General features: G+C 36.0%; 8 protein-coding genes. 2 read left to right on the forward strand and 6 right to left on the reverse strand.

What is annotated here, in order from left to right; genetic code table 11:
- Complete coding sequence (locus ACGHIN_RS03260; RefSeq protein WP_390450773.1) at positions 1 to 921, forward strand: YihY/virulence factor BrkB family protein; 921 nt, start codon at positions 1 to 3, stop codon at positions 919 to 921.
- A gap of 50 nt (positions 922 to 971) precedes the next feature.
- Here ACGHIN_RS03260 and ACGHIN_RS03265 read toward each other — a convergent pair whose 3' ends face one another.
- The 4 genes from ACGHIN_RS03265 to ACGHIN_RS03280 all read right to left on the reverse strand — a co-directional run bounded on the left by ACGHIN_RS03265 (position 972) and on the right by ACGHIN_RS03280 (position 8333).
- A complete protein-coding gene (locus ACGHIN_RS03265) occupies positions 972 to 1820 on the reverse strand; it encodes a DUF4822 domain-containing protein (RefSeq protein ID WP_390450775.1) in 849 nt (282 codons plus the stop codon).
- A 147-nt stretch (positions 1821 to 1967) separates the two neighbouring features.
- Positions 1968 to 3728: an arginine--tRNA ligase gene (gene argS / locus ACGHIN_RS03270; protein ID WP_390450776.1), complete on the reverse strand. Its 1761-nt coding sequence runs from the start codon at positions 3726 to 3728 to the stop codon at positions 1968 to 1970.
- 132 nt (positions 3729 to 3860) lie between these two features.
- The gene (locus ACGHIN_RS03275) at positions 3861 to 5423 is read right to left on the reverse strand and encodes a SusD/RagB family nutrient-binding outer membrane lipoprotein (protein ID WP_390450777.1); all 1563 of its coding nucleotides are present in this window, start codon (positions 5421 to 5423) and stop codon (positions 3861 to 3863) included.
- Positions 5424 to 5429: 6 nt separating this feature from the next.
- Positions 5430 to 8333 carry a SusC/RagA family TonB-linked outer membrane protein gene (locus ACGHIN_RS03280; protein WP_390450779.1) on the reverse strand — a complete coding sequence of 968 codons (2904 nt, stop codon included), beginning with the start codon at positions 8331 to 8333 and terminating at the stop codon, positions 5430 to 5432.
- 155 nt (positions 8334 to 8488) lie between these two features.
- Here ACGHIN_RS03280 and ACGHIN_RS03285 point away from each other — a divergent pair, with 155 nt between their 5' ends.
- Entirely contained in the window at positions 8489 to 9073 is a 585-nt protein-coding gene (locus tag ACGHIN_RS03285) for a ribonuclease HII (protein WP_390450780.1), read from the forward strand.
- Between the two features lie 109 nt (positions 9074 to 9182).
- Here ACGHIN_RS03285 and yidC read toward each other — a convergent pair whose 3' ends face one another.
- Positions 9183 to 10982: a membrane protein insertase YidC gene (gene yidC, locus ACGHIN_RS03290; RefSeq protein ID WP_390450782.1), complete on the reverse strand. Its 1800-nt coding sequence runs from the start codon at positions 10980 to 10982 to the stop codon at positions 9183 to 9185.
- A 193-nt stretch (positions 10983 to 11175) separates the two neighbouring features.
- Complete coding sequence (locus ACGHIN_RS03295) at positions 11176 to 12783, reverse strand: CTP synthase (RefSeq protein WP_390450784.1); 1608 nt, start codon at positions 12781 to 12783, stop codon at positions 11176 to 11178.
- Positions 12784 to 12820: the final 37 nt, after the last annotated feature.

A 12820-nucleotide genomic window follows, 5' to 3' on the forward strand; every position in this document is an offset into this window, starting at 1 on the left:
ATGATCAGCAGAGCCAAATTTTTCTGGGAAGTTTTAAAAGATACCTTCACCGAGTGGAACGATTCTTATGCCTCAAGAGATTCGGCAAGCTTGGCTTATTATGCTATATTTTCTATTCCCGGGCTTTTAATCATTATCATCTGGATTGCGGGATATTTTTTCGGTGAAGAAGCAATCCGGGGGGAAATCAGCTACCAGATCAGCGGAATTATGGGATCTGAAGCTTCCAAAAGTATAGAAAATATGATTGCAGGAGCTTTGATTGATAAAGAAAATATTTTTATGAAAATTGTGGGAATCGGGTCTCTGGTGTTTGGTTCCACTACACTGTTTTTTCAGTTACAGCATTCTTTGAATACGCTTTGGGATGTAGAATCCGCTCCGAAAAAAGCATTCGTTAAATTTCTTCTGGACCGGGCCAACTCTCTGGGAATGATCCTGATTCTCGGTTTTTTACTAATGATCACTATGATCTTATCTTCATTCATCAGTCTGTTCAATAACTGGATCACCGCTTATTTTGGTTTTGAAACTTATATGTTTGTAGAAACAGTGAACTTCATTATAGGTTTTGGAGTGGTCATGCTGTTATTCGCTTTGATGTTTAAAGTGCTTCCGGATGTGAAGATGAGTTGGAAACCTGTATGGAGAGGTGCTTTTCTTACTACTCTATTATTTACATTGGGTAAATTTCTACTAAGCCTTTATTTTAGTCAGTTCAAACCTACTTCTCCTTTCGGAGCGGCAGGAACTGTGATTCTGATCATGATGTGGATCAATTATTCCTGTATGCTGATATTCTTCGGTGCAGAGTTTACGAAGGTATATACTTATAGAAAAGGATATCAAATTACCCCTTCCAAACATGCCAAATGGAGCAATGCAAAGCTCTATAAAGAAACTCAAAGAACTAACATTTGAATTTCTCTGAAAAAAGAAAACCCTACTTTAAGCAGGGTTTATTATTAATTCTATGGTTCCAGATGATTGACGGGTTTGTGAATAATATCAAAGAATTCTGTAGGGTTATTGGCATCCGGGATTATTCTGTAAGTGAATTCCATCTTGTTTAAAGCAAGAATTTCAACCACTCTTGTGAATATAACGCTTCCGTCAGGGTTTAAGGCCGTAATGGTTCTGGTTTTTCCATCAGGAGAAATAGACCAGGTCCCCTGTGATCTCAACGCATCATTTAATCCATAAATCGCATATGTTCCATTAGCTCTGAAATAGGAGTACCCTACGAATCCGCTTACTCTGTTATCAGTTAAGGCAACCGGACTTCCGTTTTTATCTTTTGCACCTGTTGTCTCCCAGGGAGTAGATGCCAGGATCAACTGTCCCAGATTAGGTTCCGTATGATTTACCTTTGTATGGATAATATCATAATACACAGAAGAATCATTTGGATTAGGATGGATTCTATAGGTGAACTCATTTTTATTTAAAACCAAGATATCAACTACACGGGTAAAAATGGTAGTTCCATCCGGATTTAATGCTGTAATCGTTCTCGTTTTTCCGTCTTGGGAAACCGACCATGTTCCTCTTGATCTTAAAACATCATTGAGTCCGTAGATGGCAAAATTTCCATCCTCCTTAAAGTAAGAATATCCCACAAAACCGCTTACACTAGGGTCATTTAAAGCCACTGAATTTCCATTTTTATCTTTTGCTCCGGTAGTTTCCCAGGGAGTAGATGATAAGGTTTGTGAAGGAGTAAGCTGTGGCTCATTGTAATCATCATCCGAATTACATGAAATAAGTGTAACAGCTAAAAACGCTGCAAAAAGGTAACTTAATTTTTTTAGTACATTCATAATCATATTTTTAAATCTCTGCAAACATACCTTTTAAGTTGTTTTAAAGATTGTAAAAAACATGACTGTTGTTGTAGAAAATATATCAGATCCTAAAAACCATTAAGAATAACATAAAAAAACCTCCTGAGATCAGGAGGCTAAGTTTTACATTCTGTTTACTGTTCCTATTCCCAGTAATTCCAGAGATTTTTTTATTGTTTTTCCGGTTAGATCCGACAAATTCAATCGGAATTGTTTTAGATTTTCCTCTTCAAGTTTCAGAATAGGATTACTCTGATAAAAAGAGTTATATGATTTAACCAGATCATACACATAATTAGCGATCAGGGCCGGACTCAAGGATTCTGCAGCTTTCTCTACGATTATTTTGTAGTTTGTCAATAACGTGATCAATTCTTTTTCAAATTCATTTAAAGCTACATTTGAAATTTCTCTATATTCAAAGTTTGCTTTTCCTTTCAAAGACTGAATACGGGCATAAGTGTATAGAATGAAAGGTCCTGTATTTCCATTAAACTCAATACTTTCCGCAGGATTGAAAAGCATTTTTTTCTTAGGATCTACTTTCAGCATAAAATATTTTAATGCAGCCAAACCTATTACTTCATAAGAGGCCTCTTTTTCTTCTTCTGAAAGTCCTTCCAGCTTGCCTAATTCCTGTGCTTTTGATTTTGCGGTTTCATACATTTCCTGCATCAGATCGTCTGCATCTACTACCGTTCCTTCACGGGATTTCATTTTTCCTTCCGGAAGCTCTACCATTCCGTATGATAAATGGAATAATTGTTCTGCCCAGGAATATCCTAGTTTCTTAAGGATTTTAAATAATACCTGGAAGTGATAATCCTGTTCGTTCCCTACTGTATAAATCAGTTTTTGGATATCATTATCTTTAAAACGTTCTACAGCCGTTCCCAAATCCTGAGTCATATATACTGAAGTACCATCTGAACGTAATAAAAGCTTCTGATCAAGTCCTTCCTCCGTAAGGTCACACCAAACCGAACCATCTTCTTTTTGATACAGTATTCCTTTATCCAATCCTTCCTGAATAAGATCTTTTCCTAATAAATAGGTGTTGCTTTCATACTGAACCTGATCGAAATCTACGCCTAATCTTTTATAGGTTTCATTGAAACCTTTATACACCCATGAATTCATTTCGTTCCAAAGGCTTCTCACTTTCTCATCTCCATTCTCCCAGTCTAAAAGCATTTTTTGAGCTTCCTTCATCACCGGAGCTTCTTTTTTCGCTTGTTCCTCTGCAACTCCCTGTTCAACAAGTTCTGAAATTTCTTTTTTGTAGTTTTTGTCAAATTCTACATAGTAGTTTCCTACAAACTTATCTCCTTTTGTATGGGTAGTTTCAGGAGTTTCTCCGTTCCCGAATTTTTCCCAGGCCAACATAGACTTACAGATATGAATTCCTCTGTCATTAATAATCTGGGTTTTAATCACATCATATCCGGCTTCTTTTAAAATCTGAGCTACAGAAAATCCTAACAGATTGTTTCTGATGTGTCCTAAATGCAGAGGTTTGTTGGTATTCGGAGAAGAATATTCCACCATTACGGTTGCATTCTTTTTTTCAATCTTTGAGAAACTATCATTTAGTGATCTGAAATTATCTACAAAAAACTGATTATTGATTTTAATATTCAGGAAACCTTTTACCACATTAAAGCTTTCCACCAAATCGGTTTGGGCAGTCAAAGATTCTCCTAATTCAACACCAATGCTCTCAGGATTTTTCTTAAGCTGTCTTACCAATGGAAAAGTGACGATGGTAAAATCGCCTTCAAATTCGGTTTTATTTTCCTGAACTTCCAGATTAATATCTTTTAACTGGTAAACATTTAAAATGATTCCCGAAAGTTTTTCTTCTATAATATTTTTAATATTCATGTACTTTATATTCGTTTTTCAAAGGCATGAGATTGCCTGCTTTTTGGAAATACAAATATACGGAAATAAAAAAACCGCCCGAAGGCGGTTTGCTGGTTAAAATATATTTTAATTGTTAATTCAAAATATTGACTAGTTCACATCCCAAATTAATTTGGTGTTCATTTCATCTCCTCCAATCGCATTTGAAGCTGCCTGATAGTTAGCAGTATTTAAGTTTTGTACAGTTGTCGGATAGTATAATCTGGTTGGTAAGTCTGATAATCCTGCAATTAAAGAAGTAAAAGTATATGTAGTTTGACCTCCTGTTGCAACATTTAGAGTTCCTGTCTGTCCTGGTAATAATAAAGTATTTGGATACCCAGTTCTTCTATATTCAGCCCAAGCTTCATAAGGTTGCATAAACAGAGCAATATACTTTTGAGTTAAAACGTTTTCTTTAGATGCAGGAGGCAAGGAAGCAACATATGCATTAATATCAGCTGCACTCACTCCCCATTTTTCCATTGAAGCTTTTACGCCATTTACATAATTCGTTTGTGCCCATCCATTTGCCTCACTTAATAAGAATTCAACTTCCGAATATTCCATCAAGATTTCTTTGTAATTCGGTTTTAGTACATTTTTACTAAAGAAATTTGATGAAGGTGCCTGACTTGCAGCCAATGTACTCGGAATACCATAAGGCATTCCATTAAAATCAGCAGGATTAGTTGATTCAGGAGATGTGCCAGCAAGGATTTGTGCTTTTGGAGTTCCTTTAGGTGTAGCGTATTTAAATAAACGTGGATCTAAATCAAAATTACCCGTATTACCTTTCAATAGTTCTACAAAAGTTTTAGAAATGGCAAAATCGGATCTTGTTCTAAAATTATCATACATTGGTGAAGGATTAACTAAATTATCTTCGTAAGTTACTCCTACATTATCCGCATTAGATGTCATTACACCAGAAGCAATAGCATCTTGAATATGAGTTTGAGCACCAGAAACTACTCCTTTAACTCTTGTTGCTACCCTTAATCTTAAAGAATTAGCAAATTTTTTCAATTTTGCCCCACTTCCAAATAAGACATCTCCTTCAGTAAATACCACTTCATTTTCATCAATCATTTCAGAAGCTTCTTTTAACTCCTTCAAGATATCAGCATAAATTTTTTGCTGACTTGCAAACTTAGGCTGTAATGTAGCATCAATACTTAGAGCTTGAAAATCAGGATCTGAATTTCCAAAAGAATAATATGGTACATCACCAAAAGAGTCTACTAAGTTTAAGAAAACATAGGATAACATTACTCTAGCAGCAGCAATTTGATTTTCATTAGGACCATATACACTCATCTGCTCTCTTGTAGTAGGATCAGTGTTAAGTTTAATGATCTCTTTATAATCTTGTGCTACAGTATAAGAAACACTCCAAAATGTAGCAGCATTGGGTAATCTATACTGGTATCTGTCTTCTTCCGTATATGCACGCTGTGCAGAATACTGAACCCATGGCAATACCATTCTACCGGATACCCATTCATCACGTGTATTGTCCGTTAATTCTTTATTCGCACTATTAAACAATCCAAATGTTAAGGGTTTATCCGTAGAGTTTGGATTAGTGTCAATTTCATCAAAATTATCCGCGCAACTATTTAAAGTAACTGTCGCTGTTAAAACGGATAGTATAAAAAATATTTTTTTCATTTCTAATTAAAATTTAAAGTTAACATTGAAACCGTAAACTCTAGTAGATGGTAAAGAACCACCCTCTAAACCTTGGATATTTCCAGAACCATAGGCTGTATTTTCCGGATCAATTCCTTTATTGGCAAGATTCCATGCAAACAAGTTTCTAGCAAAGGCAGAGATTCTAACTCCTTGTAAAGTATTCCCTATAACAGATTTAGGCAATTCATATCCTATTGTTAAGTCTCTCAGTTTAATATAACTAGCATCAAATACATTTTGTGCATCAACTGTACTATAATATGTACCACCCCAAGTCGGTGCATCTAATAAAATGTCATTTGGTGTTCCATCTTCCTTAACTCCAGGTAAGATAACTCCTGCTTCTCTGTTTCCTCCAAGTGCAGTTTCTTCTAACATCCCTGAATACATTCCCCACATATGTGTTGTAGAAAAATATTTCCCTCCTTGTTGAACATCAATAAGGAACGATAAACTTAAGTTTTTATATCTGAATGTATTTCTGAATCCCATATTATAGTCTGGAAGAGTAGAGCCAAGTGGCTTGATCTCAGACGCTTTATAAAATCCATTTTCATCAACAACCTTATTACCATTTGCGTCATAGACAAAATCAGTTCCTAAAATAACCCCATAAGCTTCTCCTACTTGCGCAGCTAACTGAACTCTGAATGGAGCATTGGTAAGGATATAGTTTTGTAAATCACCTTGTAACTCAACAAGTTTATTTCTGTTTCTTGTGAAATTCCAAGTGAAATCCCAAGAAAAGTCTTGACTTCTTATAGGATTAATATTTACTATTGCTTCAATACCTTTATTAGTCATTTCACCAGCATTAATTCTTTTGAAATTATATCCTGTTGACGGATCTACTGGTAAAGGTATAATAAGATCAGTGGTTTTAACATCATAATAAGTTATATCAAACCCAAATCTTCTTTTAAAGAAGCTCATCTCTAGACCAATTTCTTTTGTTGTTTTAACCTCAGGCTTAATATTTGGTTCGTTAGAAATAGCAGGGAATGAATATTGTGGGCTGCCTTGGAAAGGAACACCAATCGTAGCATAAGTTAATCTACTGTATGGATCAGCTCCAGATGCAATTTGAGACCACCCGGCTCTTAACTTACCAAAAGACAGCCAATTATTTTTCCACGCATTAGAGAAAACAAAACTTCCTGTAACAGATGGGTAGAAAGCTCCTTCGCTTAATGATGAGAACCAGTCTTGTCTTCCTGTTGTTTCTAAGAATAGCATATCTTTATAACCGAAAGACGCTGAATAGAAAACACTATTGATACGGGAATAAAATGAAGCATTCGTCGCTAAAGCTGTTTCTTTACTATTTGCCAGGTTATACAGATTAGGAATTACTAATCCTCCAACTGTAGTTCCTTCAAGCCAGCTTAATTTATTATTTCTAATATTGAAACCTGCAAAAGTATTCAAACTAAAGTCTCCGAAATTATCATTATAATGTGCTCTTCCTTCATAATTGTATTCAGAAACATTTCTTTTCTGAATAGTATAATCTGAGATGGCTTGTGAACCAACAGCTACCCTAGAACTAATACTTTGGCTATAAACATCACCGTACACTTTACCTACAACATATATTTTTTTGCTAAAATTATACGTTAAGCCAGCGTTTCCAAAAAATCTATGTCTGGAATCTTCTGAAGTATTTTCATAAATTGTCCAATATGGATTATCAGAATATAGTGGAGTTGCATCATCCCATGCTGTTCTGTTCCATGTTCTTTGCATTCCGTTGGCCAGTTTATAATCTTTTAGTTTTGACATATCCAACTGTCTCTGGCCCCATTGATAGAACTTTTGTGCCACTGAATTATCTCCATAACCTTGTTCTGGTCTATTGAATCCGTCTGTTCTCACATAGTTTAAAATAGCTTCAGCTTTAAGTTTATCAGAAAGCTTACTATTCATATTTAAACTAAGATTATCTTTCTTAATTTTAGAAGTAGGTATAATCCCTCCTATATTAGTATTGGTATATGATAATCTTATATTAGTATCATTAAAGGATTTTGAAACGGATACATTATTTGTGTAGGTAACACCAGTATCAAAGAATGAATCCACATCATGTTTAGGAGCTACCCAAGGAATAGGTTTCATATAATCTTCGGCAAATTCCGGGTCATATGCATTCCATGGTAGATAAAGTAAATTAGGATCATATTTTGGACCCCATGATTCATCAGTTCCGTATTCAGCAATATTGTAGGTTTGTCCTCCAATATTAACCGTTTCGAAAGTATCAGACAATCCTCCTCCGTATTGATTTTGTAACTTCGGACGAATATAAATGCTTTCAAAAGACACTCCCGTATTTAACTGGATTTCTGTTCTGCCTTTTTTTGCTGATTTGGTTGTGTAAATGATTGCTCCATTTCCTGCTCTGGAGCCATAAAGAGCCGCTGCCGGGCCTCCTTTTAGTACAGTTACGCTTTCAATATCATCTGGATTAATATCAAAAGTAGCATCACCATAGTCTCTACCTCCTGCACCTCTTTGCGTATCTATGTCATTGACATTGCCGTTGTCTAAAGGCACTCCGTCTACAACAATTAAAGGTCTATTTTCCCCGGTTACAGAACTAATACCACGCATAGTAATTCTTGTAGATCCCCCCATCGAAGATGGAGCCGTAACCTGTACCCCTGCTACATTTCCTGATAATGCACTTACCGCATTATTTTGTCCTGCGTCCGAAAGCATATCGCCTTTAATTTCTTGGGAAGCGTATCCAAGAGCCTTCTTTTCCCTTTTAATCCCGAGTGCAGTAACGACTACACCTTCAATGTCTTGTGTTTTTACGGTATCATTCTTCGTTTCCTGGGCTTTGGCCACAGCTAAAGACGAAGATAGCACTAACGTAAGCACACCTGCTGTTAGTTTCTTCATATCAAATTAATTTTTGCTTAGTACAAATTTGTAAAACTTTCTTAAAAACACAAAACAAAATCCCAAAAAATTATTATTTTTTCCATAACTCTTGAAATATTATTAATTTTGCATGATAGAAATTGTTAAAATTTATGGATTTGCTAAAGAAATGGACGGATAATTATATCGAGGCGGGGTGTGATGAAGTAGGCAGAGGCTGTTTAAGTGGTCCTGTAGTGGCAGCCGCGGTTATTTTAGATGATAATTTTAAGCAAAGTTTAGTTAATGATTCTAAAAAGTTAAACTTTCAGACCCGGATGCAATTGGATGACTACATAAAAGACAATGTTAAAAGTTATGCTATTGCTGAGCTTCCCGCTGAGTTCATAGACCAGCATAATATCCTGAATGCCAGCATCCATGCCATGCATCGGGCGTTAGACCAATTAACGATAAAGCCGGAGCTTATTTTAGTCGATGGAAACAGATTTCATCCTTATAATTATATTCCACATCAGTGTATTATAAAAGGTGATTCTAAAGTATTATCCATTGCGGCCGCTTCCATTTTAGCCAAAAACTACAGAGACAGACTGATGATTAAATTGCATGATGAATTTCCTCAATATGGATGGAATACTAATTTTGGATATGCTACTAAGCTTCATCAGGAGGCACTTTCTAAGCATGGACCAACCAAATATCACAGGAGATCTTTCAGACTTGAATATGACTAAATATCTTCAGATTGTAAATTATGATTTCACAGACTTTACAAATGAAATTTAAAATCTATCTAAATAAAAAAGGGAAGCAATAATTTGCTTCCCTTTCTGTTATGATATGTTATTTCTTTTTATTTCTTTGCTGTTCTGCCATTTTTTGTTGTTCCTGAGCTTTCTCCATCATCTCTCTCATTCTCTTTTGGAACTTCCCTTCCGCTTTTGGTTTTTCCTTATTGGCCTGAATCTGGGCATGAATCTTTTTCTCATCCAGTATCCAGTATTTAATGACAAGGATAATTAAAATGTTGATCGCATTCGATACAAAATAATACCATGATAAACCTGATGCAGAAGTATTCAGGAAGAATAGGAATGTAATCGGGAAGATATACATTAATACTTTCATGTTTGGCATTCCTTCTTGTTGAGGCTGCTGAATATTTCCTGAAGTCATGATCGTATAAATGAGGATTACCACTGTACAAGCTAATGCAAACACGCTTAAGTGATCTCCCAGGAAAGGAATGTTAAATGGTAACTTGATCAGATCATCATATGCGGTCAGGTCTTTTGCAAACCAGAAGCCTTGTCCTCTCAAATCTATAAAGTTCGGGAAGAAACGGAATAACGCATAGAAAATGGGGATCTGCACTAACGCCGGCAAACAACCTGCCATCTGATTTACCCCTGCTTTTCTGTACACTTCCATCGTTGCCTGTTGCTTCTTCATAGGGTCCGCATCCTTCAATTTGGCATTTACTTCATCGATTTCCGGGCGGATCACCCTCATCATCGCACTTAATTTATGCTGTTTGTACATAATTGGTGACAAGATAAGCTTCACAATGATCGTCAATATGAAAATAGCCCAACCTGCTGTTACTCCCCAGGAAGAAATAAAGTTATACATCGGCATAAAGAACCAACGGTTCATAGATCCGATAAATGACCAGCCTAAAGGTAATATTTCATCAAAGTTTTTATCATACGATTTCAATAAAGGTAAATCCAGCGGCATAAAATACCACGTGAAATCCTGGTTTAATTCATTTCCGGTCATCTGAACAAACCCTTCATAATTAAATTTCTTCAAATACTCCCCTTCTTCTACGTTCTCCTGGTTCCCTTTACTTTGTGTAAAACCGGTCTTCGCTTCAATAATTGAAGAAAAGAACTGCTGCTTTACCCCGATCCAGTTTAACGTTTCGTCCGGCTCATCCATATCTGTTCTCGCATCATAATCATAATCCTTATAATTATTGAAAGCATAAGAGAATTCTGAGTGAGACTGTTCCTGAGCCCTACCCTTTTCTAAATTTCTCACATTATAGTTCCAGATGAAATCTGCTTTTGTATCTGAAGTCACTTTAGCAAGTCCCTGAGTTCTTACTTTAAAATCTAAGGTATATTTCGGAAGTAATGTATAAATAAACTGAATAACAGCACCTCCATAATTAGCGGTCATGGTCACAGAGTTCCCGTTAACCGTTGGAGAGAACACCAAATCTTTGGTATTAATTACTTTTCCTGTTTTATCTTTAAACTGAAACCCGTAGCTGGAATTATTTTTATTAATCAGATAAAGCGGCAGATCTGCTTTATCACTTTTCTGATCATACGCTTTGTATTGTGAAAGCTCCACTTTAGAAACCTGTCCTCCTAAGCTGGAGAATTCCAGTTTCAATTCGTTGTTGGCCAGATTGGACACCTGAATTGCATTAGGAGTTACATTTGGATTGATATTACTTGCCTGAGTTTGCTTTACGGCAGTTTTTACCTGTTCTGTCTTTTGCTGCTGAGCTTTCAGCTCCTCTTCTTTCTGCTGCTTGTTTTGAAAATAAAACATGAAGCCGAAAAGCACCAAACATAAAACCGCAAAACTAATCATTTGACTTTTATCGAGTCCGTTGTTCTGTTGCATGTTGATTTTATTAAAATTATTTTTATTGCTATTGAATTATAACAAAACTTATAAATCTGTAGCTTTTTTGAGCTGACAAAAATACTGTTTTTTTATCAAAACTCTATCGTTTACCCTATTACAAAATAATAAACTCAAGCTGATAATAATCAACCTGAGTTTATAATAAGACGTTTATCGTAATGTAATTACTTTATTTCGATGTACAAGCTTTGATAAAAGCTCTGAATAAAGGATGTGGCGTAGCTACCGTACTCTTGTATTCCGGATGATACTGTACCCCAACATAGAATGGGTGATCTGGCATTTCTAATGCCTCAACCAATCCTGTTTCAGGGTTTGTTCCTGTAGCAAAGAAACCTTTCTTTTCAAAATCCTGTAGATAATCACTGTTGAATTCATAACGGTGACGGTGTCTTTCCAGAATATTTTTGTTTCCGTAGATATCTGATAATTTAGAACCGTTTTTCAAAGCACACTTCCAGGCTCCCAAACGCATAGTTCCTCCTTTATCTACAATATTTTTCTGTTCTTCCATTAATGAGATCACAGGATCCGGTGTAGCGGTATCAAATTCCATAGAGTTGGCTTTAGAATGCCCTAAAACATTTCTTGCGAATTCAATGGTCATGATCTGCATTCCCAAACAGATTCCCAGCATAGGAATTTTATTTTCTCTTGCATATTGTGCGGTAAGGACTTTCCCTTCAATTCCTCTGTCTCCGAATCCCGGAGCGATCAGAATTCCGTTGACTCCTTTTAAAGTTTCTTTAATATTTTCTTCGGTGATGTCTCCACTGTACACCCATCTTACTTTCACCGCTGTTTCCAGATCAGCTCCCGCATGCTTGAAAGCTTCAGCAATAGATATATAAGAATCCTGAAGGGAAACATATTTACCTACTAACGCGATCTCTATAGTCTTTTTAGGGTTTTGGAATTTTTTAAGGAAAGTTTTCCAGTCTTTCAGATCGGCATCTTTATCACTTTTCAGGTCCAGCTCTTTTAAAACTACGTCATCAAAGTTCTGTTTTTGAAGATACATTGGCACTTCATAAATAGTATCCAGATCTTTACACTCAATTACATTATCTAAAGGAACGTTACAGAATTGAGCCAGTTTTGCTCTCTGATCTTTTGGAATTTTATGTTCCGTTCTGCAAACCAATACATCCGCCATTATTCCGCTTTCCATCAGCTGACGAACGGAATGTTGTGATGGTTTTGTTTTCAATTCCCCACTTGAAGCCAGATAAGGCAATAATGTAAGGTGAATTACCATAGAATTTTTCTCTCCTAATTCCCACTTCAACTGGCGAACCGTTTCAATATAAGGAAGGGATTCGATGTCTCCCACAGTTCCTCCGATTTCCGTAATAATGATATCGTAGTTCTGTTTGGAAAGAATTTTAATTCTACGCTTGATTTCGTTGGTGATATGAGGAATTACCTGAACTGTTTTTCCTAAAAAGTCTCCTTTTCTTTCTTTTTCAATTACAGTCTGGTAGATTTTCCCTGTGGTAACGTTGTTGTTTTGGGAAGTGGGAGCATCTAAGTATCGCTCGTAATGACCTAAATCCAGATCCGTCTCCGCCCCATCTTCGGTTACATAACATTCTCCGTGTTCATAAGGATTCAGTGTTCCTGGGTCAATATTGATATAAGGATCTAGTTTTTGGATCGTTACATTAAAACCGCGTGATTTTAGTAGTAGTCCCAGAGAAGCAGAAACGATTCCTTTTCCCAAAGATGAAGTTACACCTCCTGTCACAAAGATGTATTTTGTATTCTTTTTACTCATTAGATTAGGTTTGTGCAAAGTTAGGGGAAAAAGAAAT

It is taken from the genome of Chryseobacterium barbadense, assembly GCF_042849955.1.
Classification (GTDB): domain Bacteria; phylum Bacteroidota; class Bacteroidia; order Flavobacteriales; family Weeksellaceae; genus Chryseobacterium.

Bases quoted from the DNA above. Each gene is read 5' to 3' on its own strand.
- ACGHIN_RS03295 (WP_390450784.1), bottom strand. From the start codon at position 12,783: ATGAGTAAAAAGAATACAAAATACATCTTTGTGACAGGAGGTGTAACT.
- ACGHIN_RS03265 (WP_390450775.1), bottom strand. From the start codon at position 1,820: ATGAATGTACTAAAAAAATTAAGTTACCTTTTTGCAGCGTTTTTAGCT.
- ACGHIN_RS03285 (WP_390450780.1), top strand. From the start codon at position 8,489: ATGGATTTGCTAAAGAAATGGACGGATAATTATATCGAGGCGGGGTGT.
- argS (WP_390450776.1), bottom strand. From the start codon at position 3,728: ATGAATATTAAAAATATTATAGAAGAAAAACTTTCGGGAATCATTTTA.
- ACGHIN_RS03275 (WP_390450777.1), bottom strand. From the start codon at position 5,423: ATGAAAAAAATATTTTTTATACTATCCGTTTTAACAGCGACAGTTACT.
- ACGHIN_RS03260 (WP_390450773.1), top strand. From the start codon at position 1: ATGATCAGCAGAGCCAAATTTTTCTGGGAAGTTTTAAAAGATACCTTC.
- yidC (WP_390450782.1), bottom strand. From the start codon at position 10,982: ATGCAACAGAACAACGGACTCGATAAAAGTCAAATGATTAGTTTTGCG.